The organism is Marichromatium sp. AB32 (assembly GCF_003718675.1).
Lineage (GTDB): Bacteria > Pseudomonadota > Gammaproteobacteria > Chromatiales > Chromatiaceae > Marichromatium > Marichromatium gracile.
In genome coordinates this window covers 62069-87427 of record NZ_RHFJ01000009.1, presented here as the reverse complement: position 1 = coordinate 87427, position 25359 = coordinate 62069, and the positions used below count along the sequence as shown (strand labels likewise).

General features: G+C 67.5%; 22 protein-coding genes, 2 pseudogenes and 1 riboswitch. Of the genes and pseudogenes, 18 read left to right on the top strand and 6 right to left on the bottom strand.

Annotated features, from left to right (window positions below; all coding sequences use genetic code 11):
- The first annotated feature begins 84 nt into the window (after positions 1-84).
- The 7 genes and pseudogenes from EBL85_RS04955 (at position 85) to EBL85_RS04925 (ending at position 7365) form a co-directional block, all read left to right on the top strand.
- Complete coding sequence (locus tag EBL85_RS04955) at positions 85-1413, top strand: HlyD family type I secretion periplasmic adaptor subunit (RefSeq protein WP_123142325.1); 1329 nt, start codon at positions 85-87, stop codon at positions 1411-1413.
- A 317-nt stretch (positions 1414-1730) separates the two neighbouring features.
- A pseudogene (locus EBL85_RS04950) lies at positions 1731-2901 on the top strand (IS3 family transposase).
- A gap of 51 nt (positions 2902-2952) precedes the next feature.
- Positions 2953-3461, top strand: a pseudogene (locus EBL85_RS04945) (IS1 family transposase).
- Positions 3462-3722: 261 nt separating this feature from the next.
- A complete protein-coding gene (locus EBL85_RS04940; protein WP_123142324.1) occupies positions 3723-5216 on the top strand; it encodes an MBOAT family protein in 1494 nt (497 codons plus the stop codon).
- Positions 5217-5221: 5 nt separating this feature from the next.
- Positions 5222-6313, top strand: coding sequence for a hypothetical protein (locus EBL85_RS04935; protein WP_123142323.1), 1092 nt, complete (start codon positions 5222-5224; stop codon positions 6311-6313).
- A 188-nt stretch (positions 6314-6501) separates the two neighbouring features.
- On the top strand, positions 6502-6642 hold the full coding sequence (locus EBL85_RS17185) for a hypothetical protein (RefSeq protein ID WP_190288038.1): 141 nt from the start codon (positions 6502-6504) through the stop codon (positions 6640-6642).
- Between the two features lie 309 nt (positions 6643-6951).
- Complete coding sequence (locus EBL85_RS04925) at positions 6952-7365, top strand: BLUF domain-containing protein (protein ID WP_123139249.1); 414 nt, start codon at positions 6952-6954, stop codon at positions 7363-7365.
- 67 nt (positions 7366-7432) lie between these two features.
- On the opposite strand, the gene rsfS is transcribed toward EBL85_RS04925, so the two are convergent.
- Entirely contained in the window at positions 7433-7789 is a 357-nt protein-coding gene (gene rsfS / locus EBL85_RS04920) for a ribosome silencing factor (protein ID WP_123142321.1), read from the bottom strand.
- Positions 7790-7978: 189 nt separating this feature from the next.
- The gene (gene nadD / locus EBL85_RS04915) at positions 7979-8635 is read right to left on the bottom strand and encodes a nicotinate-nucleotide adenylyltransferase (RefSeq protein WP_005221900.1); all 657 of its coding nucleotides are present in this window, start codon (positions 8633-8635) and stop codon (positions 7979-7981) included.
- Positions 8636-8993: 358 nt separating this feature from the next.
- Between nadD and EBL85_RS04910 the strand changes: the two genes are divergently transcribed.
- Positions 8994-10451 (top strand): hypothetical protein, encoded by a 1458-nt coding sequence (locus EBL85_RS04910; RefSeq protein ID WP_123142320.1) that lies wholly within the window; start codon positions 8994-8996, stop codon positions 10449-10451.
- A 102-nt stretch (positions 10452-10553) separates the two neighbouring features.
- On the opposite strand, the gene EBL85_RS04905 is transcribed toward EBL85_RS04910, so the two are convergent.
- The 4 genes from EBL85_RS04905 to leuS all read right to left on the bottom strand — a co-directional run bounded on the left by EBL85_RS04905 (position 10554) and on the right by leuS (position 16086).
- Positions 10554-11828 (bottom strand): glutamate-5-semialdehyde dehydrogenase, encoded by a 1275-nt coding sequence (locus EBL85_RS04905; RefSeq protein ID WP_123142319.1) that lies wholly within the window; start codon positions 11826-11828, stop codon positions 10554-10556.
- A 31-nt stretch (positions 11829-11859) separates the two neighbouring features.
- Complete coding sequence (holA, locus tag EBL85_RS04900; RefSeq protein WP_123142318.1) at positions 11860-12873, bottom strand: DNA polymerase III subunit delta; 1014 nt, start codon at positions 12871-12873, stop codon at positions 11860-11862.
- Positions 12874-12949: 76 nt separating this feature from the next.
- Positions 12950-13462, bottom strand: a complete 513-nt coding sequence (lptE, locus tag EBL85_RS04895; RefSeq protein WP_005221910.1) for an LPS assembly lipoprotein LptE — start codon at positions 13460-13462, stop codon at positions 12950-12952.
- A gap of 71 nt (positions 13463-13533) precedes the next feature.
- Entirely contained in the window at positions 13534-16086 is a 2553-nt protein-coding gene (gene leuS / locus EBL85_RS04890; protein ID WP_123142317.1) for a leucine--tRNA ligase, read from the bottom strand.
- 429 nt (positions 16087-16515) lie between these two features.
- On the opposite strand from leuS, the gene EBL85_RS04885 reads away from it, so the two are divergent.
- The 10 genes from EBL85_RS04885 to moaD all read left to right on the top strand — a co-directional run bounded on the left by EBL85_RS04885 (position 16516) and on the right by moaD (position 25170).
- Positions 16516-17058 carry a zinc ribbon-containing protein gene (locus EBL85_RS04885; protein ID WP_005221914.1) on the top strand — a complete coding sequence of 181 codons (543 nt, stop codon included), beginning with the start codon at positions 16516-16518 and terminating at the stop codon, positions 17056-17058.
- An 80-nt stretch (positions 17059-17138) separates the two neighbouring features.
- Positions 17139-17229: riboswitch (glycine riboswitch) on the top strand.
- A 185-nt stretch (positions 17230-17414) separates the two neighbouring features.
- Positions 17415-18509, top strand: a complete 1095-nt coding sequence (gene gcvT / locus EBL85_RS04880) for a glycine cleavage system aminomethyltransferase GcvT (RefSeq protein ID WP_123142316.1) — start codon at positions 17415-17417, stop codon at positions 18507-18509.
- Positions 18510-18596: 87 nt separating this feature from the next.
- Positions 18597-18989 (top strand): glycine cleavage system protein GcvH, encoded by a 393-nt coding sequence (gene gcvH / locus EBL85_RS04875; RefSeq protein ID WP_123142315.1) that lies wholly within the window; start codon positions 18597-18599, stop codon positions 18987-18989.
- Between the two features lie 109 nt (positions 18990-19098).
- Positions 19099-20469: an aminomethyl-transferring glycine dehydrogenase subunit GcvPA gene (gcvPA, locus tag EBL85_RS04870; protein WP_123142314.1), complete on the top strand. Its 1371-nt coding sequence runs from the start codon at positions 19099-19101 to the stop codon at positions 20467-20469.
- Positions 20470-20510: 41 nt separating this feature from the next.
- Positions 20511-21008: a thiol peroxidase gene (gene tpx, locus EBL85_RS04865; RefSeq protein WP_123139239.1), complete on the top strand. Its 498-nt coding sequence runs from the start codon at positions 20511-20513 to the stop codon at positions 21006-21008.
- A gap of 90 nt (positions 21009-21098) precedes the next feature.
- Positions 21099-22574, top strand: coding sequence for an aminomethyl-transferring glycine dehydrogenase subunit GcvPB (gcvPB, locus tag EBL85_RS04860; protein ID WP_123142313.1), 1476 nt, complete (start codon positions 21099-21101; stop codon positions 22572-22574).
- Positions 22564-22938: a diacylglycerol kinase gene (locus EBL85_RS04855; protein WP_123139237.1), complete on the top strand. Its 375-nt coding sequence runs from the start codon at positions 22564-22566 to the stop codon at positions 22936-22938. The genes gcvPB and EBL85_RS04855 overlap by 11 nt, the downstream gene beginning before the upstream one ends.
- A 192-nt stretch (positions 22939-23130) precedes the next feature.
- Entirely contained in the window at positions 23131-23661 is a 531-nt protein-coding gene (moaB, locus tag EBL85_RS04850) for a molybdenum cofactor biosynthesis protein B (protein ID WP_005221921.1), read from the top strand.
- An 8-nt stretch (positions 23662-23669) separates the two neighbouring features.
- Positions 23670-24908: a gephyrin-like molybdotransferase Glp gene (gene glp, locus EBL85_RS04845; RefSeq protein ID WP_123142312.1), complete on the top strand. Its 1239-nt coding sequence runs from the start codon at positions 23670-23672 to the stop codon at positions 24906-24908.
- A gap of 7 nt (positions 24909-24915) precedes the next feature.
- Complete coding sequence (moaD, locus tag EBL85_RS04840; RefSeq protein ID WP_123142311.1) at positions 24916-25170, top strand: molybdopterin converting factor subunit 1; 255 nt, start codon at positions 24916-24918, stop codon at positions 25168-25170.
- Positions 25171-25359 lie beyond the last annotated feature (189 nt).

Sequence of the window (25359 nt, the reverse complement as noted above, 5' to 3'; positions counted from 1 at the left end):
CCTGATCCGAGAAACGACCGGCGCGGGCAGCCGCCCGCGCCATGCCCCGCTCTACCCCACCCTCCCACTGACAGGTGACCCGACGTGTCGCAAGCATCCGATTCGACCACCCAGGCCCCGCAGGCCAGCATCCAGGATCAGCGCATACGCTGGTTCGGCATCAGTGTCATCCTCGTGATGTTCGGCGGCTTCGGGAGCTGGTCGGCGATGGCGATGCTCGACAGCGCCGCGGTGGCGCCGGGCGTGGTGACGGTGGAGTCCTACCGTCAGGCGGTGCAGCACCTCGAGGGCGGCATCGTCAGCGAACTGCTGATCACCGAGGGCGATCTGGTCGAGGCCGGCGACCTGCTGGTGCGGCTCGACGACACCCAGTTCTCCTCCCAGCTCGAAGCGGTACGCAGCGAGCTCGGCGCCCTGCTCGCGCTCGAGGCGCGACTGCAGGCCGAGCGCGATCGCAACGAGGCGATCGCCTTCCCCGAAGAGCTGATCGAGCAGGCCGAGCACGACTCCCGGCTGCAGGAGTTCATGGAGACCCAGCATCAGGTCTTCATCGCCCGCCGCGACGACCTCGATGGCCGCGTCGGGGTGATGGAGCAGCGCATCGAGCAGCTGCGTGAGCAGGTCAACGGGTTCTCCGAGCAGGAACGCAAGTTCGAGAAGCGCATGGCGCTCTACGAGGACGAGCTCAAGGGGCTGCGCGCACTCTACAAGGACGGCATGGGCGACAAGGTGCGGATGCTCGCGCTCGAGCGCGATCAGGCCGAGGTCGAGGGCGATCTCGCCGCGGTGCGCTCGCAGCGCGCCAGCGCCACGCTGCAGATCGACGAGACCCAGCTGCAGATCGACCAGGCGTGGCGCGAGTTCCTGCGCGACGTGGTCACCGAGCTGAGCTCGGCGCAGGAGCGCCTGTTCGACGCCCAGCAGCGCCACCGCGCGCTCGCCGACCGGGTGCGCCGCACCCAGATCCGCGCGCCGGTCTCGGGCAAGGTGGTGGGGCTGCAGGTGCACACCCTCGGCGCGGTGATCTCGCCCGGCGAGCGGGTGATGGACATCGTCCCCGACAATGACCTGCTGGTGATCGACGCCCAGGTCACGCCGCAGGACATCGACAAGGTGTTCCCGGGGCTGGAGGCACAGGTCCGCTTCACCGCCTTCAACTTCCGCACCACCCCGACCCTCACCGGGCAGGTGGTCACGGTCTCGGGCGACCGCCTGATCGACGAGCAGAACGGCCATCCCTACTTCCTCGCCCGCATCGAGATCCCCGAGGACCAGAGCCAGCGTCTCGGCGACCTCAAGCTGCTGCCGGGCATGCCCGCCGAGGCGATGATCGTCACCGGCGAGCGCACCTTCCTCGACTATCTGCTGCGCCCGCTCAAGGATGCCCTGGCGCGTTCGATGCGCGAGGAGTGACCCGCAGGGGAATCGACCGCGGGCCGCGGCGCCGGTGGTCGATCCCGTCTCGAGCATCCTCGTACCCGCGACAGGATAAGGCTCGCTCTGGCCGCTGTTCCTGCCTTTTGAGTATCGCCATCCCATTGTGAAGGCCATCATCACGGTGCGCTCGACTCGGGGCTGCTCGCGATCGCTGTATGGCCGTGCCGACTGGCGTGGCAGTCGTTTTTTCGGTAGTGCCCTGACCGATACGTTTCGATAAGATCAGAATCTCTTGCGAGGTTCCCCCCGAATTTCGTCCCCCAAGGATTGACGATCAACGCTTGGAGAGCACGATGCAGAAGATCCCGAAGCGGGTGTACACGCAGGAGTTCAAGGAGCAGGCGGTCAAGCGAGTGCAGTCGGGGCGCAGTATCGCCCGATGGCGCGCGAGATGGGCCTAGTGGAGCAGACGGTACGCAACTGGGTGCGGCGCAGCGAGGCGGGGAAGCTGGTGGCGAGCGCGGGCCAGGCGGTGACGCCCGAGGGGATGGAGCTATCGCGGCTGCGCGCCGAGGTTGCCGAGCTTCGCGAGGAGAACACGATCCTGCGAAAAGCGCCGGCGTACTTTGCGAAGGATGCGCTGTGAAGCACGCCTGGATCGATGCGCATCGCGGCGCGTGCGGCCTACGTCGGCTGTGCGCGCTGCTGGGCGTAAGTGCCAGCGGCTATCGGGCTTGGCAGCGCGGCGGCCAGCGCCAGGGGCTGAGTGACGCACAGCTGACGCTGCTGCTGCAGGCCATCCACGCCGCAACCGGTGGCGCCTACGGCAGTCCGCGGATGGTGCGGGCGCTACGCGCCCGTGGCCTGAGCGCCGGCAAGGCGCGCGTGGAGCGGCTGATGCGTGAGCACGGCCTACGTGGCCGTCATCGGTGCCGCTATCGCGCCCCGACCGACTCGAGCCACCGCCTCCCCGTCGCCGAGATGCTCGCCCGTGACTTCCGGCCCAGCGCCCCGAATCAGGTATGGAGCGCCGATATCACCTACCTCTGGACCGATGAGGGCTGGCTCTATCTGGCCGTCGTCCTCGACCTGTTCAACCGCGAGGTCGTCGGCTGGTCGATGCGCACCCGCATGGACGCCGAGCTGGTCATCAGCGCCCTCGACATGGCCCATGCCCGGCGCCGGCCGCCACCGGGGCTGCTGCACCACTCCGACCGGGGCAGCCAGTACGCCAGCCACGCCTTCCAGCAACGCCTGCGTTGCTACGCCATGCGTTGCTCGATGAGCCGGCGCGGCAACTGCTGGGACAACGCACCGACCGAGCGCTGGTTCAACAGCTTCAAGCACGAGCGCGTCTTCGGCGAGCGCTTCCCGACCCGCGAGGCAATGCGCGCGACGGCCTTCGAGTACATCGAGGTCTTCTACAACCGCAAGCGACTGCACTCGACGCTCGGCTATCACTCACCCGTCGAGTTCATGCAACAGTGGGAGGCGAGCCAGCGCCGCGGCCAGACAGTCGCATGAGACCAACCCCTTGGGGGACGAAAAAACAGGGGAACCTCACTTGCTTTAAGGATGAAGAAGATGTATCTGACATGTCCGCGGTGTCACTCCAACCATGTGACCAAAAATGGATTCAACCGGCTGAACAAGCAGTTGTACAAGTGTCAAGATTGCGGTCGTCAGTTCGTTCTCCATCCTGCCAAGGAACCGGTTTCTCAGGAAACCCGCGAACTGATCGATCGGTTGCTACTGGAAAAATCTCCCTGGCCGGAATTGCCCGTGCGGTGAAGGTCTCCAATGCCCGGCTTCTGTGGGATTCCATCCCAGCGCAATATCAGACTTTCGCTCCCGTCTACACAGATTTCTGGAGCGCCTATGCGCGGATCATCCCAGCACACCGACATTACCCCAGTGCGAAGTCCCAAGGGGAAACCAAGCACATCGAACGGTTCAACGGTAAACTCCAGCAGCGTATCTCCCGCCTGGTGAGAAAGTCGCTCGCGTTCTCGAAGAACCAGGAAAACCATCTAGGTGCACTCTGGAACTTCATTCATCATTACAACGCCACGATGTGCGTGTGATTTATTGTGGGTGAGCCGAACATGCCGAACGATTCAAAATCCTATCGGTCAGGGCACTACCGTTTTTTCCTCCTCGCCGAGGGTGCGCGATCAAGGTCTGGGGCCGATTGCTGGCATCGGGATGTGACCTTGTCCGCCAGTGGTGACCACCGGTGGCATTGTGCCGCCTCGAAATCCGTGTTCTCGTTGCGCCGGACGATGCCATGACACCTGCCCGGATTCCCACCAACAGATAAAAACAACATCCATGTATTTGCCGAGATGCTTTTCAATTCATCTGCGTTCATTTTTGTCTTTCTGCCGATCGCCTTCTTCGTCTATTTCGCACTCAACAGTAGGCGCTGGGTGGCAGCAGGACGGTTCTGGCTAGTCTTCTGCAGTCTTTTCTTTTACTCCTACTGGAATCCCATCTACTTGCCGTTGATCCTCGCTTCGATGGCGGTCAACTATTTCCTGGGAGGCGCGCTCAAGCCAGGAAAGAGCAACGATTTCGTGTTGCTTCGGCCTTTCTCGGCTGCCCGCAGGAAGCAGGTCATTCTCGGTATCGGCGTCGCTTTCAACCTCTCGGTACTGGGATACTTCAAGTACGCGGATTTCTTTATCTCCAACCTCAATCATCTCGGTGCCGATCTCGATCTGCTCGGGATCGCGCTGCCGCTGGCGATCAGCTTCTTCACCTTCCAGCAGATCGCTTATCTCGTCGACAGCTTCCGTGGCGAGACGCAGGAATATCGCTTCATCAACTATGCGCTGTTCGTGACCTTCTTCCCGCAGTTGATCGCCGGACCGATCGTTCACCACAAGGAGATGATGCCGCAGTTCGCATCGACGCGTCTGCTGGTGATAAACTACAAGAACATTGCCCTGGGACTTTTCATCTTTTCGCTCGGGTTGTTCAAGAAGGTCGTGATCGCCGATTCTTTCGCGGTCTGGGCCGATGCCGGGTTCTCTTCTGCGGTACCGCTGGTCTTTGTCGAGGCCTGGACCACCAGTTTGAGCTACACCTTTCAGCTCTATTTCGACTTCAGTGGTTATACCGATATGGCCATCGGTGCTGCCCTGCTCTTCAATATTCGCCTGCCGATCAATTTCAACTCGCCTTACAAATCCCTTGATATTCAGGATTTCTGGAGACGCTGGCACATCACCCTCGGTCGTTTCCTCAAGGACTATATCTACATCCCGCTCGGTGGCAACCGCAAGGGCAAGACGCGGACTTACATCAACCTTTTGATGACCTTCCTGCTCGCGGGGCTGTGGCATGGTGCGAGCTGGATGTTTGTGTTGTGGGGGGCGCTCCACGGGATGGCGCTGGTCATCCACCGCTTTTGGAAACGGCTGGGGCTGTCCTTACCGGCTCTGGCTGCGTGGCTGGTGACCTTCAACTTCGTCAATCTTGCCTGGATATTCTTCAGGGCGCCGGACCTGGCGACAGCGACCAATGTCATCTCCGGCATGTTCGGTCTGAACGGTTTCGGTGGGGTCGGTTATGAGCACTTCACCACCGCACAGTTAGCCTGGCTCGGAACCATCCCAGATGCCCTGAGCGGTACTCAGCTGATATTGCTGACCAATGCCATCCCACTTTTCGCCAGCGTTCTGGCGTTGGTGCTGATCTTCCAGCGCAATACGATCCAACTTGCCCGAGAACGCTTAACCATGACCCGGATCTCGTTGGCATCGTTGTTTTTCTCAATTGCCGTCATGGTGATGGTTAACAGCGTCAGCAACGTCTTCCTGTACTTCAATTTCTGATCAAGATGAAGAAAAAAGTCATCGTTTTCTTGTCGTTGGCGGCATTGCTATTGGCGATTCTTCCCGTGACCAACGTGGTTTATCTGCTGCGTTCCGATCAGGAGGTCAAGAGCAAGTTACTCTATCGTCTCGATCCCATACTGCCTGACCTGAGTGCGATGATGAGTCGCTTTGGGATCAGCCTGTTCCCTTCCCAGGTCGTCATCGGCAAGGATGGCTGGCTCTTTCTGGGCGACAAATACTCAGAGGCCATCACGAAAAAAAGGGTTGGAGCCGAGTCAGAGCACACCGAACGTGCAAGGGTCTCTGGCGCTACCCTGGATTTGTGGCGGACTCACCTGTTGGCGACGGGGGTGAAGGATGTCGTGCTGATGCTCGCGCCCGACAAGTCGACCATCTATCGCGATTACTTGCCTGAGTGGATGCGTCCGGCCTCGGTGACGCTGGCCGATGTCTTTGTAGGCTCGATGTCGAGCGATGCCTGTATCGATCTTCGCGGATTCATCGCAGAAAGATCCCGTCAGGAAGATCGTCTCCTTTACTACAAGACAGACACCCACTGGAACAACCACGGAGCTTGGCTGGCTTACGACTTTTTCATGACCGATGTGTCGTCCAGGCACCCTGAGATCAAATATGCCTTGACGGGTTCCGTAAGCGATCAAAAGATCATTCCCGGTGGGGATCTTTCACTCTTTTTAAGAATGAGTGATGTGCTTGAAGACGTTTCTCCTGTGCTTCAGGTCGAACCGGAAAAGCAGATCGATGCCAAGCAAATCGATTTTCAAACCAAGGCGGTCAAGTCGGCGGCAGGGAATCCTCCTGTGTTCTTCCAGCTCGAACCGTTGCTGGTCGTTTCCAGTGATGCCGAAAACGATTTGAAGGTGATATGGCTGAGGGATTCCTTCGGGACAGCGCTCTCACCCTATGTCGCGCGATCCTTTCGTGAGGTTTTGCAGGTTCATTATTCCGCCATGACGCCCGCCAAGCTGGATGCGCTGGTTGAGGCATTCCGGCCCGACTACATCTTCATCACGGGCGTGGAAAGAGATGTCGCGACATTTTTCGCCTACTTTGCCGATCATCCGTTCAGATGAGTTGGACTGCCCCCACCGGTATTCAATCCATGACTTCGTCGGCTGGGTCGCCGTTTGGCAACCCAGCAAGGCGTCGGTACTGGGGCCACGAGGCGATGGCAAGGTTGGCCTCGTGGCCCAACCGCTATCACCGCATCTCAGTCGCCGAGGTCGTCGAGCCTGATCTCGATATAGGCCTCGTCGCACAGTTGACGCAGCCACAGCAATCGGTGCACAGCGAACTCGGCGCCTTGCTCGCGCTCGAACGTGATCAGGCCAAGGTCGAGGAGGATCTCGCGGCGGTGCGCTCGCAACGCGCCAGCACCGAACTGCAGATCGATCAGGCGTAGCGCAAGTTCCTGCGTGACGTGGTCACCGAGCTGAACTCGGCGCCCAGCAGCGCCACCACCCGCTCGCCGACCGGCTGCGCCCGCTCAAGGATGCCCTGGCGCGTTCGATGCGCGAGGAATAGTCCATCTCCCCTCCCCGGGCGCGGTCATCGGCCGCCGCGCCCGGGCCCCGGCCCGGCGCCTCCCATCGTTCCGCCAGCCCGCTTGGCAGCACCCCGCATCGCCCCAACCCATGCCATAACCATGGGCATCGCCCATGATGGTCATCCGCACAGATCGCAGGGCACCTAGCCCGCAAGGACAGGCACGATGGAGCATCTCTCACGCATCCTCTATGTCAGCCGCACCAGCCAGGGGGTCGGCGAGGCCGAGCTCAAACAGATCCTCGAACAGTCGAATCGGCACAACAAGGAGCAGAGGATCTCCGGCATCCTCTGCGCCGGTGGCGGCCACTTCATCCAGGTGCTGGAAGGACCGCAGGAGGCGGTGTTCCGGCTCTATGGCCGAATCCTCGACGATCGTCGTCACTACGACAGCGTGCTGATCGGCGTCGCCCCGATCAAGCAGCGGATGTTCCAGGGGTGGTCGATGGGCTATCTGTCCAACCCACCGGAGGTGATGGAGGCCAGGCGCAAGCAGCTGCTGGCGATGTGGGAGAGGCGCGCCGAGGCCGACGAGCTGGTGGTGCTGATGCGCAAGTTCCTCGAACAGCTGCGCGGCTGAGGCCTCAGCCCCCGCCCATGCGTCGGGCACGGGCGGGGAGACGGGGAACGCACACGACCGCGCCCGCTCAGGAGTGCTGGGCGGCGGTCTGGGGAACCACGGCGGGGGCCAACCACAGCCGCTCGAGGCTGTAGAAGTCGCGGACCTTTGGCAGCATGACGTGGAGCACGATGCCGTTGAGGTCGACCAGGGCCCACTCGCCCTCGGCCACGCCCTCGGTGCCAAGCGGCGCCTCGCCGGCGTCCTTGGCGCGGAAGGCGACGGTCTCGGCGATCGCCTTGACGTGACGATCCGATGTGCCGGAGGCGATGATCATGAAGTCGGTGACGGCGGTCTTGCCGCGCACGTCGATGACCTCGATGTCGTTGGCCTTCATATCGTTCAGGGTCTCCACGACCAGTTCCCGAAGTTGCTCGAGCTGCATGCGATCTCCTCTGCTTTGAGAATGTTTGGGGTGCCTGTGCACCGGTCACGACAGGTCGCGATCATCGCGACGCCTGCCTTCCTGGCCCTGGCCGGTCGACGACGTTGCAAGCGTGATCGCCGGCGCCGCGCTATCCCTGGCGCGGCCTTGTCGGACGGGGAACGCCCCATCCCGCGGAAAAAGACTGACTCAGGCGGGCAGCTCGCCCATGCCGCAACCGTCATAGACGCCGGTGCGCGCGATATAGGCGCGCACCGGCTCGGGCAGCAGGTAGCGCGGGCTCTGCCCGGTGGCGAGCAACCGCCGGATACGGGTCGCCGAGATATCGATCTGGGTGACCTCCTGGAAGAGGATGCGCCCACCCGGCGCGCGCGCGAGTTCGGCGCGCGTGTCGCTGCCGCGACGCGCGTACAGCGCCTCCAGCTCGGGATCGACCAGTGCCCGGTGACCGGGACGACGCATCACCACCAGATGCGCCAGCTCCAGGATCTCCTGTGGCCGGTGCCAGCGCAGGAAGGCGGCGAAGGCATCGGCGCCGACCAGCAGACACAACGGCCGCTGCGCGCCGAGCTCGGCGCGCAGCGAGGCCAGGGTGTCGTAGGAGTAGGAGCGTCCGGGACGCTCGAGCTCGCGCGCATCGACCATGAACCTCGGCTCGTCGGCAATGGCCGCCTCCAGCATCGCCAACCGGGCGGCCGGTGAGGCACAGGGCTGGGGTCGATGCACCGGAACCTTGAGCGGGATGAAGCGCAGCTGCTCCAGATCCAGTCCCTGCAGACACTCCAGTGCGGGTCGAAGATGGCCGAAGTGGACCGGATCGAAGGTACCACCGAAGATGCCGATCATCGCTGCCGCGGTCCTGACGCCAGGGCGACGACGATGACTCGGGGGCGGACGCGACCGACCCCGAACGGGGCGCGCGCATGGACCGGGGCGGTCACTGACGGACGATGGCGAGCGGCGAAACGGGCCTGTTGCAAGGTCTCCTGTCCAGATCGGTGGGTGATCGATACATGGATCGAACGCTAGCAGAAAGCGCGGCCTTTGTCGCCATCTTCCCCCCGCCAGAGCGCGCACGCCAAGGCACGACTTTTGCCGCCGAGGATCGTTCGGCTACACTCCACCGAGGATCGAGACCACCCGGATGTCGGCAGCCGGCGGCCTGCCGCCTCCCCGACCCGTGTCACCAGGAAGACCATATGTCATGAAAGCCATCCACTCCCTTCTGCTCGCACTCGGCCTGCTGGCGCCGTTGCACGTCGTCGCCGACTCACTCGGCGGCTATCCGGACAACTGCGGCACGGCAAGCGACGAGGCCTACGGCAGCGGCTTCGAGGCCGGCGTCTCGTCCTGCTACTCGGACCCCGGCAGTTGCGGCATCAGCCTCTCCTCCTGTCTGCCCGCGCCGAGCTTCGGCGAGACCGAGCCCAACGACAATCTGGTGAGCGCCGACCCGCTCCAGCTCAACGCCAATTTCTGGGGCCAGAGCTACGGCCCGCAGGACCAGGACTGGTACTACACCCAGACCACCAGCCCCAACCAGAACATCATCGTCAACTTCTCCACCCCCGGATCGGCCGATCCCTCGGGCTGGAAGGTGACCATCCGCGATGCCGCCGGCAACATCTTCGCCGAATTCGACACCGGGGTGACCGGCTCCGGCGGCACCGCCGGCGACACCATCGTCTACCGCGCCACCCTCGGGCTGGTCGGCAGCTACTACGTGGTGGTGCAGCCCTACGACAGCGCCAAGGTCTACAGCGCCTACCAGCTCGCCGTCTCGCTGCAGGACTCGGGCCTGGGCACCCCCAACTACGTGGTCGGCTTCCACGACGTCGAGACCGAGCCCAACGACTTCCCGAACATCTCCGATCCGCTGGCGACCAGCGTCACCATGTACGGCGTGGTCAACCTGAGCTTCAACGACACCGTCCCACCGAGCGATGGGGAAGACCCGGACGCCACCTACACCTGGGGCCAGGGGGAGGAGGACTGGTTCGTCTATTACAGCCAGGGCAACGAGCTGATCTCGGTGACCTTCTGCGAGCGCGAGGGCTGCGGTCTCGGCGACTGGCAGATGGAGGTCTATAACATGGCCACCGCCACCCAGATCGTGAACGGCGTCCCGCGGACCTCGGTGGTCCCGTTGCTGTCGTTCAACACCAAGAACACCGACTCGGACGGCGATGCCGTCGACCCCGAGACCTTCCTGCTCGGGCTCGACCAGCCGGGCTATTACTTCGTCCGGGTCAGTCACAAACGACTGTTCACCGCACCTTGTGAAAACTACAACTTCGTCTCCGACAATATGCCGGGAGGACATGGCGATACTTGTGGTCCATGCGACCCGAGCAACGGCAACAGCTGCTACGTCCCGGTCGACAGCGCAAGCTGCAGCACTGGCCTGAGCTGTCGCAACGAGACGGTCGACGAGTGTGTCCCCGGCATCGAGACCGGGTGCGTCCTGGACGGCGCCTCCGGCTCCTACTACAAGACCACCGCGCTCTGCGGCTGCTCGGTCTTCGGCGGCGTGGTCGAGACCCCCGAGGGGGCCTACACCAGCCCCTACAACTTCACCTGGTTCGCCACCCAGCTGCCGCCCCACACCTACGACACCGAGGCCTATCAGGACTTCATCAACCGGGCCAACCCCTACAACTGAGGCCCTGACGACACGAGGCCGCCCCGGTCCACCGGGGCGGCCTCGTCGTGTCCGCTCAGCCGATCGATCGCCCGGTCGCGGCCCGCGACCGGGTCACGCCGTTCAGCCGCGCACCTGGCCGTCGCCGAGCACCACGAACTTGAGCGAGGTCAGGCCCTCCAGCCCGACCGGGCCACGGGCGTGGAACTTGTCGGTGCTGATACCGATCTCGGCGCCGAGCCCGTACTCGAAACCGTCGGCGAAGCGGGTCGAGGCGTTGACCATCACCGAGCTGGAGTCGACCTCGCGGAGGAAGCGACGCGCCCGGGCGTAGTCCTCGGTGACGATCGACTCGGTGTGCGCCGAGCTGTGCCGGGCGATGTGGTCCATCGCCGCGTCGAGACCGTCGACCACCCGGATCGAGAGGATCGGCGCCAGATATTCGGTATCCCAGTCGGCCTCGCTGGCGGGCAGCGCCGCGGGCAGCTGCTCGCGGGTGCGCGCGCAGCCGCGCAGCTCCACCCCGTGCTCGGCGAAGGCTGCGCCCAGGCGCGGCAGGATCTGCCCGGCGACGGCGGCGTCGACCAGCAGAGTCTCCATGGTGTTGCAGGTGCCGTAGCGCTGGGTCTTGGCGTTGAGCGCGATGGCGAAGGCCTTGTCGAGATCGGCGTGGGCGTCGATGTAGACGTGACAGATGCCGTCGAGGTGCTTGATCACCGGCACTCGCGCCTCGCGGCTGATGCGCTCGATCAGCCCGCGGCCACCGCGCGGGATGATGACGTCGATCGACTCGGGCATGGTAATCATCGCTCCGACCGCGGCGCGGTCGGTGGTGGCGATCACCTGCACCGCGTCGGCCGGCAGCCCGGCCTCCTCCAGCCCGGCGTGGATGCAGCCGGCGATCGCCTGGTTGGAGGCGAAGGCCTCGGAGCCGCCGCGCAACACCGTGGCGTTGCCCGACTTGAGACAGAGCGCGGCGGCGTCGGCGGTGACGTTGGGACGCGACTCGTAGATGATCCCGACCACGCCGAGCGGCACCCGCATGCGCCCGACCTGGATGCCGGAGGGACGATAGTCGAGGTCGCTGATGGCGCCGACCGGATCGGGCAGCGCGGCGATCTGGCGCAGCCCCTCGATCATCGCATCGATCCGCGCCGGGGTCAGTTCGAGCCGATCGAGCAGCGCGGCATCGAGCCCCTTGGCGGCGCCGGCCTCGAGGTCGCGACGGTTGGCCGCGGCGAGCTGGTCGCGCGCGGCATCGAGCCGCGTGGCGATGGCGAGCAGGGCGCGGTTCTTCTCGGCGGTGGTGGCACGCGCCAGGGCGCGGGCCGCGGCGCGGGCGCGCACGCCGAGATCACTCATGTAGGCGTCGATGTCGTGGATGCTGGATTCGCTCATGTCGATGACCTTCGATGGATGGAAAAGGCGTTCAGTGCGCGTCGCCCCGGGCGAGATCGTCGGCGATCGCGGCCAGCCGCTGCCAGGGATCGCCCGGAGCAAGCCCCTTGATCGCCAGATCGGCCTCGGCGCAGCGCCGCAGCAGACCGTGGAGCTGACCCGACGAGCGCGCACGCAGCGCGCGCTCGACCACCGGCACCCGCGGTCTGGGCACCCGGTGGGCGGCCAGCACCTTCGCCGGGGACTGTTGCCGGGCGACGGCCTCGGCGGCCTCGGCGAGCATCCGCAGCTCACGCGCCAGTACCCACAGCACCAGGCTCTCGGCGCTACCCTCGGCGCGCAGCACCGCGATGATCCGCTGCACCCGGGCGCGATCGCCGGCGAGCGCGGCGTCGGTGAGGGCGAAGAGGTCGAAACGGGCGCTGTCGGCAAGGGTGCCGAGCAGGTCGTCGAGCCCGAGCGGGCCCGGCTCGCCGAGCAGGCGCAGCTTCTCGATCTCCTGGGAGGCGGCCAGCAGGTTACCCTCGGCGCGCTCGGCAAGCAGCGCGGCAACGCCGCTCGCGGGTGTGAAACCGGCCGCGCGCAACCGCTGCTCGACCCACTGCTCCAGCTCGCGCCCCTTCAGCGGCCACACCTGCAGCACCGCGCCGCATTCCTCGACCGCGCCGACCCAGCGCGCCTTCAGCTCCTTGCGCTCGAGCCCGGGGGCGAGGATCAGCAGCAGGTTGTCGGCACAGGGGCGGGCGCAGTACTCGCGCACCGCCGCGCCGCCCTCCTTGCCGATACGCGCCCCACCCAGACGCAGCTCGATGAGCTTGCGGGTGGAGAACAGCGACAGCGCATCGGCCGCCGCGCCGAGCGCGTTCCAGTCGAAGCCGCCGTCCTGGTCGAGCACCTCGCGCTCGGCGAACCCGGCCTTGCGCGCCGCGGCACGGATCAGCCGCGCGGCCTCGTCGAGCTGGAAGGGCTCCTCGCCGCAGAGCAGATAGACCGGCGCGAGTCCGCGCGCGAGCTGGGCCTGGAGTTGATTGAAACGCAGACGCATGATTTACCAGGGGTCCGGGACAAGGGGAGACCGCGCACCGGCTCGGGGCACGGCACGCGGCGGAGGTCACGCGAGATCAGCGCAGCGCCACCCGCAACCGGGTGAGGATACGATCGGCGGCCTCGGTGGCGAAGTCCTCGAAGATCAGGTCCTGCTCGAGCCGCTTGCCGAGGACCTCGACATCGGGGTTGTCGAAGGTGCGCACCAGATCCAGACCCTGCGGCGCGACCAGCTGCACCCCGGCCTCGCCGAGGGCGTCGAACTGCACCATGTAGTGCAGCTCGTAGGCCAGGGTCTTGCCGTTGATATCGACCGCGGCGACCCGCGAGGAGCTGGTCTCGGCAAGGATGCGCAGCACCATCCGCGCCTCGGTGGCGTTGCGGGTCACCTCGACGTCGCTGCCCGCGAGCAGATCGAGCAGGGCGCGCCGCACCGGCGAACCGGCATCGGCCTGGATATAGAGCGGGTTGAGCGTCGGCGGGATCTCGACGCTGCCGCGCAACTGGAAGCCACAGCCGGCGAGCGCCAGCAGCACCGCCGTCAGCAGCACCATCCATGGACCCCGGCCACCGGGCATCGATCGACTCATTCGTTGCTCACTCCGTCTCTCCTCTATCGCGCCGGCCCTCGCCGGAACCCGGCCCCGGCGAGGGCCACGCCTCAGGCGACGATGTTGACCAGCTTCTTCGGTACCACGATCACCTTGCGGATGGTCTTGTCGCCGATGAACTTGCGCGCGTGCTCGTCGGCCAGCGCCGCGGCCTCGATCGTCGCCTTGTCGGCGTCGGCCGCGACCTTGATCTTGGCGCGCACCTTGCCGTTGACCTGCACCACGTACTCGATGCTGTCCTGCACCAGCGCCGACTCGTCGACCTCGGGCCAGGGCGCGGCGAGGATGTCGTCGCCGAAGCCGAGTTCGCGCCACAGATGATGGGTGACGTGCGGCGCGATCGGGCCGAGTAGCCGCAGCACGATGCTCACGCCCTCGCGCAGCACCTGCGCCCGCGCCGCCGACTCCAGCCGGTAGAGGGTGTTGACCATGCTCATGCAGCCCGACACCACGGTGTTGAACTGGTTGCGCTGATAGTCGAACAGGGCCTTCTTGAGTGCGCCGTGGATCTCCAGACGCGCGGCCTTGGCCGCCTCGTCGAGGTCGGCCGGCGCAGCGCCGGCGCGGATCGTCTCGGCCTCGCCGGTGCCCAGGGTCCACAGCCGCTTGATGAAGCGGAAGGCGCCCTCGACGCCCTCGTCGTTCCACTCCAGCGACTGGTCCGGCGGCGAGGTGAACATGGTGTAGAGCCGCACCGTGTCGGCGCCGTAGCGCTCGGTCAGGCTCTGCGGATCGACGCCGTTGTTCTTCGACTTCGACATCTTCTCGATGCCGCCATAGATGACCGGCTCGCCGTCGGCCTCGAGCACCGCAGAGACCACCCGACCCTTGTCGTCGCGCACCGGCACGACCTCGGCGGGATTGAACCACTGCTTGCGCCCGTTGGCGTCCTCGCGATACCAGGTCTCGGCCACCACCATGCCCTGGGTGAGCAGCTTGGTGAAGGGCTCGTCGCAGTCGACCAGGCCCTCGTCGCGCATCAGCTTGTGGAAGAAGCGGGCATAGAGCAGGTGCAGCACCGCGTGCTCGATGCCGCCGATGTACTGATCGACCGGCAGCCAGTACTTGGCGCGCTCGTCGAGCATGGCGGTGTCGCAGTCCGGCGAGCAGTAACGGGCGTAGTACCAGCTCGACTCGAAGAAGGTATCGAAGGTGTCGGTCTCGCGGGTCTCGCCGTTGCCGAGCTCGGAGAACTCGGGCATGCGCTTGAGCGGCGAGCCCGAGCCGTCGACCACCACGTCCTCGGGCAGACGCACCGGCAGCTCGGTCTCGGGACGCGCCTCGCCGTCGGCGCCGTTGACCACCGGCAGCGGACAGCCCCAGTAGCGCTGGCGCGACACGCCCCAGTCGCGCAGACGGAAGTTGACGGTGCGCTCGCCCTTGCCCTGCTCGCTGAGCCAGGTGGCGATGGCGTCGAAGGCCTGCTCGGAGGTCAGACCGTCGAACGCGCCGGAGTTGAACAGCACGCCCTTGTCGGTGAAGGCCGCGGCGCTGATGTCGCAGCTCTCGGCATCGGCCGGGCGGATCACCGCGCGCTTGGCGATGCCGTAACGCTCGGCGAACTCCCAGTCGCGCTGATCGTGCGCGGGGACGGCCATCACCGCGCCGGTGCCGTAGCCGATGAGCACGAAGTTGGCGGCATAGATCGGCACCGGCTCGCCGGTGATCGGGTGGATGGCGTCGATGCCGAGGGGATATCCCTTCTTCTCCATGGTCTCGATCTCGGCCTCGGAGATCCCGCCCTGGCGACATTCCTCGATGAAGGCGGCGAGCGCCGGATCGGTCTCGGCGGCGCGACGCGCCAGCGGGTGCTCGGCGGCGACGGCGACATAGGTCACGCCCATCACGGTGTCGGGGCGGGTGGTGTAGATGCCCAGCGTCTCGTCGCTGTCGGCCACACCGAAGGTCATGTGCACACCCTCGGAGCGCCCGATCCAGTTGCGCTGCATGGTGCGCACCCGCTCCGGCCAGCCGTCGAGACCGTCGAGCGCGTCGAGCAGCTCCTGGGCGTAGTCGGTGATGCGCACGCACCACTGGGTGATCTCGCGCTTCTCGATCGGCGCGCCGGAGCGCCAGCCGCGCCCGTCGATCACCTGCTCGTTGGCGAGCACGGTCTGGTCGATCGGGTCCCAGTTGACCATCGCCTTGGCACGATAGGCCAGCCCCTTGTCGATCAGTCGGGTGAACAGCCACTGCTCCCAGCGGTAGTAGTCGGGGTCGCAGGTGGCCAGCTCACGGTCCCAGTCGTAGCCGAAACCGAGCTTCTTGAGCTGGTCCTTCATGTAGGCGATGTTCGAGCGCGTCCACTGCGACGGCGGGATGCCGTGGGTGATCGCGGCGTTCTCCGCCGGCAGGCCGAAGGCGTCCCAGCCCATCGGCTGGAGCACGTTCTTGCCGAGCATGCGCTGGTAGCGCGCGATCACGTCGCCGATGGTGTAGTTGCGCACGTGCCCCATGTGCAGCCGCCCCGAGGGATAGGGGAACATGGACAGGCAGTAGAACTTCTCGCGCGAGGTGTCCTCGACGGCCTTGAAGGACTGGTGCTCTTCCCAATAGCGCTGGGCCGCGGCCTCGACGGCGCACGGATCGTAATCGGTCTGCATGGGTCTTCGGTCTTGTGACAACTGGGGTTGGAATGATGACGAAAGCATAACCCAGCTCGACGATGCACGGCGACCGGGGGGAGGCAGCCGTCGGTGGCCGGCGATCGAGAGATTGAACCGCAAAGACCCAAAGGACGCGAAGAGAGCGACAGCCTTCAGCGAACAGCCTCCAGTATCGGTGTGCGGTCAACCGCGACGCGACGAGACAAGCCAGCCCCCTCACTGGAGGCTGGCAGCTGGAAGCCTTTCTTCATCTTCGCGTCCTTTGGGTCTTTGCGGTTCAAGATCCCGCCCGCCGAGTCCCGCTAGCGCCCTTTTGCTATGCTGGAGTCGACGCGATCCACACCGGGTGTCGCCCGATGCCCGCTGTCTTCGCCCCGGGCCGATGCCGGCCCAAGATGGTCCGCTGGACCACTGGAGAGACAGATCATGAGCGATCAAGACAGGAACCCGAAGGACGACCGGCTGGTGCGCGCCTACGAGCGCATGCTCGAGGACGCCCACGAGGCGATCGAGCAGGCGCAGAACGAGACGGCACCGCGGTTGCGCGAGGTGCTCGACAAGACCCGCGACAACCTGGTCGAACTCGGCGAACTCAGCCGCGAGGAGGCGCAGCGCGTCGCCGACTACATCCGTCGCGACATCGAGGACGCCGCCGGCTTCGTCGCCGAGACCGGCCAGGACATCCGCGACTGGTGGCGCTTCGATCTGGAGCTGATGGAGCGACGGCTGTTCGAGGCCTTCAGCCAGGTCGCCGACCAGACCCGGCTGCAGCTCGCCCAGATCGCCGAGACGGCGCGCCGGATGAGCCTCTACCAGGCCGGCGAGATCACCGGCCCCGGCACCCTGGTGTGCGACAAGTGCGGCGCCGAGACCCACTTCGTCAAGGCCGGTCGCATCCCGCCCTGCGCCGAGTGCGGCGCCACCAGCTTCCGCCGCAACCCGGTCGGACGCGAGGACCAGCAGGGCTGAACCACCAAGGCGCGCGCGGGTGCGAGCCCGCGCGCGAGGCTGGAAATCGACCGGGGGCGCGCTTATAGTAGCCGCTCGTGTCATGTCCCGCGGGAGAGACCGGCAGCTTCGCCGGCGCCGAAGGCGCAACATCGCCCGGAATCGCTCAGGCAAAAGGACTGCGGGAACGAGGACCGACTCTGGAGAGTGGCCGCCACAGGCGCGGCCCACCGACGGGGCAGCGGCGGAACCACCCGGTCACCGTCAGCAAACTCTCAGGTCTAAGACAGAGGGGCGATGCCGTGGGTCGAACTGACCCGCGGCGTCGTTATCATGGCCGCGCGCGCGGCACCCCGAACAGTCTAGCGGAGAGTCGAATGGGATCACGTACCCCCCTGTTTGCAGAGCACGTGCGTCTGGGCGCGCGCATCGTCCCCTTCGGCGGCTGGGACATGCCGCTGCACTACGGCTCCCAGCTCGAGGAGCACCACGCGGTGCGCCGCGCCGCGGGCATGTTCGACGTCTCCCACATGCGTCCGGTCGACATCGAGGGTGTACAGGCGCGCGACTTCCTCCGCCACCTGCTCGCCAATGACGTCGCCCGTCTCACCCAGCCCGGTAAGGCCCTCTACAGCTGCATGCTCAACCCCGAGGGCGGGGTGATCGACGACCTCATCGTCTATCTGCGCGGCCCCGAGCGCTATCGCCTGGTGGTCAACGCCGCCACCGCCGCCAAGGACCTCGACTGGATGGCGCAACAACGCGCCGGCTTCGCGGTCGACATCCGGCCGCGCGAGGACCTGGCGATGATCGCCGTGCAGGGCCCCGAGGCCCGCACCAAGACCCTCCCGCTGCTCGCCGCGCCGCTGGCCGAGCAGGCACAGGCGCTCGCCCCCTTCTTCGCCACCGAACACGAGGACTGGTTCGTCGGGCGCACCGGCTATACCGGCGAGGACGGCTTCGAGATCATGCTCCCGGCCACCGAGGCCGCCACGCTGTGGCAGGCGCTGGAGCAGGCCGGGGTACAGCCCTGCGGCCTGGGCGCGCGCGACACCCTGCGTCTCGAGGCGGGGATGAACCTCTACGGTCAGGACATGGACGAGGAGACCGGCCCGCTCGAGGCCGGGCTCGGCTGGACCGTCGCCTGGGAGCCGACCGAGCGCGATTTCATCGGTCGCGCCGCGCTCAGCGCGCAGCGCGAGCGCGGCGGACTGCGCCGCTTCGTCGGTCTGGTGCTGGAGGGGCGCGGCGTGCTGCGCGGCCACCAGCAGGTGCTGATCGACGGCGAGGTCGCCGGTGAGATCACCTCCGGCGGCTTCGCCCCCACCCTCGGCGGCTCGATCGCGCTGGCGCGCGTCGCCCCGACGATCGGCGAGCGCTGCGCGGTGCTGATCCGCGACAAGGCCGTCCCCGCGCGCGTGGTCAAACCGCCCTTCGCGCGTCACGGCAAGGCATTGATCGACCTCGCCTGAACCCCGACCCCTATCCGAACCTGCCGGGTCTCTCCCGGCAGCCATGACATCGAGCGTCTGCGTGCAGACCGCAACGGAGAACCCCCAATGAGCGACACCCCCGCCGATCTGAAATACACCAAGAGCCACGAGTGGGTGCGCGACAACGGCGACGGCACCGTCACCGTCGGCATCACCGATCACGCCCAGGAGGCGCTCGGCGACATCGTCTTCGTCGAGACCCCCGAGGTCGGACGCCAGGTCGCCGCCGCAGAGGCCTGCGCCGTGGTCGAGTCGGTGAAGGCCGCCTCCGACATCTACGCCCCGCTCGCCGGCGAGGTGGTCGAGGCCAACGAGGCGCTCGGCGACGCCCCCGAGCTGATCAACGCCAGCGCGCACGCCGAGGGCTGGATCTTCCGTCTCGCGCCGAGCGACGCCGCTGCGCTCGACGCCCTGCTCGACGCCGCGGCCTACGCCAAGGTGCTCGAGGAAGAGGACTGAGCCCAGCCACCGGCCCCGGTCGGGGCCGGCACCTCGCCCGGCGCGCGCGGCGCGCGCTGGTCCCGTTCAAGGCAGACGCGCCCGCGCCGCGGGCCCCGGAATCCAGATCATGCCCTTCATCCCCCACACCGACGACGACGTCGCCGCGATGCTCCAGGCCATCGGGGCCCCCTCGATCGAGTCGCTGTTCGACGAGATCCCCGCGGCGCTGCGCAGCGGCGAGCGCGCCGAGATCCCGCCCGCGCTCTCGGAGCAGGAGATCACCCGGCTGATGCGCCTGCGCGCCCAGACCGACGAGCAGCCGGCCTGCTTCATCGGCGCCGGCGCCTATGATCACTACATCCCGGCGGCGGTGTGGCAGATCGCCACCCGTGGCGAGTACTACAGCGCCTACACCCCCTACCAGGCCGAGGCCAGCCAGGGCACGCTGCAGGTGCTCTACGAATTCCAGTCGATGATGACCGCGCTCACCGCGCTGGACGCCTCCAACACCTCGCTCTACGACGGCGCCACCGCGCTCGCCGAGGCGCTGCTGATGGCGGTGCGCGCCAACCGTCGCTGCAAGTCCAGGCGCGTGCTGATCCCGCGCGCGCTGCACCCGCTGTACCGGAGCACGGTACGCACCATCGTCGAGCCGCAGGGGCTGGAGCTGGTCGAGGTCGACTTCGACGCCGCCGGCGGCCAGACCCCGGTGGAGCGCTGCGCCGCGCTCGCCGGCGACCAGGGCGTGGCGGCGGTGGTGATCAACCAGCCCAACTTCTTCGGCGTGCTCGAGACGGTCGACGCCCTCACCGACTGGGCCCACGAGCAGGGCGCCCTGGCCGTGGCGGTGGTCAATCCGCTGGCCCTGGCGCTGCTCACCCCCCCCGGCGAGTGGGGCGCTGCGGGCGCCGACATCGCCTGCGGCGAGGCCCAGCCGTTCGGCATGCCGCTGTCCTCGGGCGGTCCCTACGCCGGCTTCCTCTGCTGCAAGCAGGCGCTGGTGCGCCAGCTGCCGGGACGCATCGTCGGGCGCACCCTCGATGCCGACGGCAAGCCCGGTTTCACCCTCACCCTGCAGGCACGCGAGCAGCACATCCGCCGCAGCAAGGCGACCTCCAACATCTGCACCAACCAGGGGCTGATGGTGACCGCCGCGACCATCCATCTGGCGCTGCTCGGCGCCGAGGGGCTGGAGCAGGTCGCGCGCGCCTGTCACGCCAACACCCTGGGGCTCGTCGAGCAGCTCTGCGCCCTCCCCGGGGTCGAGCCGGCGTTCACCGGCGCAATCTTCCACGAACAGGCGCTGCGCCTGCCGCGCGCGCCGCGCGAGGTGCTCGGACGGCTCGCCGCCGAGGCCGACGTGCTCGGCGGCTTCGCCCTCGGCGCCGACTATCCCGAACTCGACGACGCACTGCTGGTGTGCGCCACCGAGCAGCGCAGCGAGGAGGAGATGCGTCGCTACGCCAGCGCCCTCGCCGAGATCCTCGAGGCCGGCTGAACGCCCGGCCACGGCTTCCAACCGCAGCGGAGACATCACCCATGGCACAGACCGCACTGCAAGGCTCGCCCGTCACCCTCACCGGCACCCTGCCCGCCGTCGGGCAGCAGGCCCCCGACTTCACCCTGGTCGACAAGGACCTCAACGATCGCACCCTGGCCGACTTCGCCGGGAAGAAGAAGCTGCTCAACATCGTCCCCAGCCTCGACACCCCGGTGTGCGCGCTCTCCACCCAGCGCTTCAACGCCGCCATGGCCGAGCGTGACGACGCCGTGGCGCTGGTGATCTCGGCCGACCTGCCGTTCGCCATGGGCCGCTTCTGCGGCGCCGAGGGCATCGACAACGTGATCCCGCTGTCGCTGATGCGCTCGCAGGCGTTCGCGCGCGACTACGGGGTGCTGATCGCCGACGGTCCGCTGGCCGGGATCTGTGCCCGCGCCGTGGTGGTGCTCGACGCCGAGGACCGGGTGGTTCATTGCCAGCTGGTCCCCGAGATCACCGAGGAACCCGACTACGCGGCCGCCCTCGCCGCGCTCTGAACCGACCCGTGCCGCGCCCCCGAGACGCGGCGCGGTCCCAGCTCCCGGGCCCGCCCGCGCGGGCCGCACCACCCGACGGACCCTATCGCCATGCTGATCCACGACCAATCCCGCCCCGGACGCCGCGCCAACGTCCTGGCCCCGAGCCACACCCCAGAGCCGAGCGACATCCCGCAGGCGCTGCGCCGCCGCGCGCGTCCGCGGCTGCCCGAGGTCTCCGAGCTGCAGGTGGTGCGTCACTACACCCGGCTGTCGCAGCAGAACTTCTCGATCGACACCCACTTCTACCCGCTCGGCTCCTGCACCATGAAATACAACCCGCGGGTGTGCAACAGCCTGGCCGCGCTGCCCGGCTTCGCCGAGCGTCACCCGCTGGCGCCGGTCGAGCACGGTCAGGGGGTGCTGGCCTGTCTCCACGACCTGCAGGAGATCCTCAAGGCGGTGACCGGGATGAGCGCGGTGTCGCTGGCGCCCGCCGCCGGCGCCCAGGGCGAGCTGACCGGGGTGGCGATGATCCGCGCCTATCACCTCGCGCGCGGCGATCACGCCCGTACCGAGATGCTGATCCCCGATGCCGCCCACGGCACCAACCCGGCCTCGGCGGTGATGTGCGGCTACCAGGCGCGCGAGATCCCCACCGGCCCCGACGGCGACGTCGACGTCGAGGCGCTGCGCGCGGCGGTGGGACCGCAGACGGCGGGCATCATGCTCACCAACCCGAGCACCGTCGGGGTGTTCGATCGCAACATCGAGGAGATCGCCCGCATCGTCCACGACGCCGGCGGCCTGCTCTACTACGACGGCGCCAACCTCAACGCCATCCTCGGTAAGGTGCGTCCGGGCGACATGGGCTTCGACGTCATCCACATGAACCTGCACAAGACCTTCTCCACCCCGCACGGCGGCGGTGGTCCGGGCGCGGGTCCGGTGGGCGTCTCGGCGCGGGTCGCGCCCTATCTGCCGGTGCCGCTGGTCGAGCGCGAGGGCGACGACTACCGCTGGCTGACCGAGGCCGACCGCCCCGAGACCATCGGTCGCATGACCGCCTTCGGCGGCAACATGGGCATCCTGCTGCGCGCCTATGTCTACGCGCGGATGCTCGGGCGCGAGGGCATGGCGCGGGTGGCCGACTTCGCCACCCTCAACGCCAACTATCTGATGGCGCGGCTGCAGCAGGCGGGCTTCGAGCTGGCCTACCCAGAGCGGCGCGCCAGCCACGAGTTCATCGTCACCCTCAAGCGCGAGGCCAAGGAGTACGGCGTCACCGCGATGGACTTCGCCAAACGGCTGCTCGACTACGGCTTCCACGCCCCGACCACCTACTTCCCGCTGCTGGTGCCCGAGTGCCTGCTGATCGAGCCGACCGAGACCGAGACCCAGGAGTCGCTCGACGGCTTCGTCGAGGCGATGATCGCGATCCGTCGCGAGGCCCAGGAGGACCCGGAGAAGCTCAAGGGCGCGCCCTACACCATGCCGCGGCGCCGTCTCGACGACGTGCGCGCGGCGCGCCAACTCGACCTCGCCTGGACCCCGCAGCAGGCCGACGGGGGCGGCGATGGCCAATAACGGCGGCAACCTCGGCTGGCGCCGGGTGGTACGCGCCTTCGGCTACTCGATGAAGGGCTTCCGCGCCTGCTACGAGCTGGAGGAGGCGTTCCGCCAGGAGCTGTTTCTGCTGATCCCGCTGGTCCCGCTCGGGCTGTGGCTCGGCGAGACCCCGGTCGAGCGCGCCCTGCTCGTCGGCAGCCTGCTGGTGGTGCCGATCGTCGAGCTGCTCAACTCGGCGATCGAGGCCAACGTCGACCGCATCGGCACGGAGCGCCACGAACTCTCGGGACGCGCCAAGGACATCGCCTCGGCGGCGGTGTTCTCCAGCATCACCCTGTGCGTGGTGATCTGGGCCCTGCTGCTGGTGCCCAAGCTCTTTTGACCGCAGCGGCCAGAGTGACCTAAGCCGCCAGCGGCCAGCTACCAGCCGCCAGCGCCCAGCCATCAGCCCCGGCGGCTGGCGGCTGGTAGCTGACACCCCCTTGCCAGCCCCGCAGCGGGCGGCGATGATGGTTCGACGCGTGGCGTGTACACGCCCGTCTCGGATCACTGAGCCCGCAGGGAGTCTTGCCGCATGTCCCAGACGACCGGATCGCCCGAGTTCCTGCCACTGCGCATCGCGCTGATGACCGTCTCCGACAGTCGCGACCTCGCCAGCGACACCTCGGGGGCGCTGCTCGAGGAGGCCGCGCGCACGGCCGGGCACCAGGTGGTGACGCGCTGTGTCGTCGCCGACGACATCTACCGACTGCGCGCCCAGGTCTCGCAGTGGATCGCCGACCCCGCCGTCGATGTCGTGATCAGCACCGGCGGCACCGGGGTGACCGGCCGCGACAGCACCCCGGAGGCGCTGCGCCCACTGCTCGACAAGGAGATCGAGGGCTTCGGCGAGCTGTTCCGTCACTACTCGCTCGCCGAGATCGGCCCCTCCACGCTGCAGTCGCGCGCCTTCGCCGGGCTGGCCAACGCCACCTTCCTGTTCTGCCTGCCGGGCTCGACCGGGGCCTGTCGCACCGCCTGGGAGCGCATCCTCGCCCCCCAGCTCGATCGCCGCACCCGCCCCTGCAACTTCGCCCAGCTGCTGCCCCGTCTCCACGAACGTTGAGGTCCGCGATGTCCGCCAGTTGTCCCGCCTCTCCCCGCGCCCTGTCACTCGACGCCGCGCTCGCGCGGCTGCTCGAACAGGCGCCGACACCCAGCACCAGCGAGCCGGTGGCGCTCGCCGCCGCGCTCGGTCGGGTGCTCGCCGCACCGCTGCGCAGCCCGCTGGCGGTCCCGCACTGGGACCACAGCGCGATGGACGGCTATGCGCTGCGCCATGCCGACCTCGCCGCCGCCGACGGCTGGCTGCCGATCGGCCAGCGCATCACCGCCGGCATGGTCGGCGCGCCGCTCGCGCCGGGCAGCGCGGCGCGGATCTTCACCGGCGCCCCGGTGCCCGAGGGCGCCGACACCGTGGTGATGCAGGAGCAGTGCGAGCGCGACGGCGAGCGGCTGCGCATCCCGCCCGAGTGCAAGGCGGGCGGCAACATCCGCCGCGCCGGCGAGGATTTCACCGCCGGCACCGAGGTGATCGCCGCCGGCACCCGGCTCGGCCCTCAGCACCTCGGGCTCGCCGCCAGTCTGGGGTTGGCCGAACTCATGGTGCGGCCCCGGCTACGGGTGGCGATCTGCGCCAGCGGCGACGAGCTGGTCGCGCCCGGCGCCCCGCTCGGCCCCGGCCAGATCTACGACTCCAACCGTCTCACCCTGGGGGCGATGCTCACCGCGCTCGGCTGTGAGGTGATCGATCTCGGGCGCATTCCCGATGACCTGGAGGCGACCTGCGAGACGCTCGCCCGCGGCGCCGACGCGGCCGACCTGGTGATCGCCAGCGGCGGGGTCTCGGTCGGCGAGGAGGATCATGTACGCCCGGCCGTCGAGCGCATCGGCACGCTCGCACTGCACCAGGTGGCGATCCGCCCGGGCAAGCCGGTAGCCTTCGGGCGGATCGCCGATACCCCGTTTTTCGGCAGCCCCGGCAACCCGGTCTCGCTGTTCGTCACCTGTGCGCTGCTGGTGCGCCCGCTGGTGCTGCGGATGCAGGGCGTCGGCGGCGACCTCGCGCCGCGTCGGCGACGCCTGCCCGCCGCCTTCGCCTGGCCGCGCCCGGACAAGCGTCGCGAGTTCCACCGCGCCCGGCTGGTCGAGGACGACAGCGGACAACCCCGGGTCGAGGTCTTCGCCAGCCGCTCCTCGGCCTCGCTGCGCTCGCTGGTGTGGGCCGACGGACTGATCGACCTCGCCCCCGGGGTGGCGATCGCCCCGGGCGACCCGGTCGAGTTCATCCCCTTCACCGAGCTGTTGCACTGAGGGCGCGATGATCCACGTCCGCTACTTCGCCAGCCTGCGCGAGCGCATCGGTCGCGACGAGGAACACATCGAACTCCCCGCCGGGGTCGACACCCTGGGCGCGCTGGTCGCGCACCTGAGCGCGCGCGGCAGCCCCTGGCGCGAGGCGCTCGAGGCCACCCCGCGGCTGATGATGGCGCGCAACCACACCCTCGCCCGCGCCGAGACCGAGATCAGCGACGGCGACGAGATCGGGCTCTTCCCGCCGGTAACGGGGGGGTAGCGACCAGCCATCAGCTGCCAGCTTTCAGCCGCCAGCAGGCACCTCACGCGCACATGACCGACGGTTGTTAGCTGGATGCTGGGAGCTGGTCGCTGATGGCACACAACCAGCCCCACCGATCCCGGGATCGACGACGCCGACGGCGAGGTCGGACTCTTCCCCCATTGGAGCAGGTCAGGGAAAGCCACC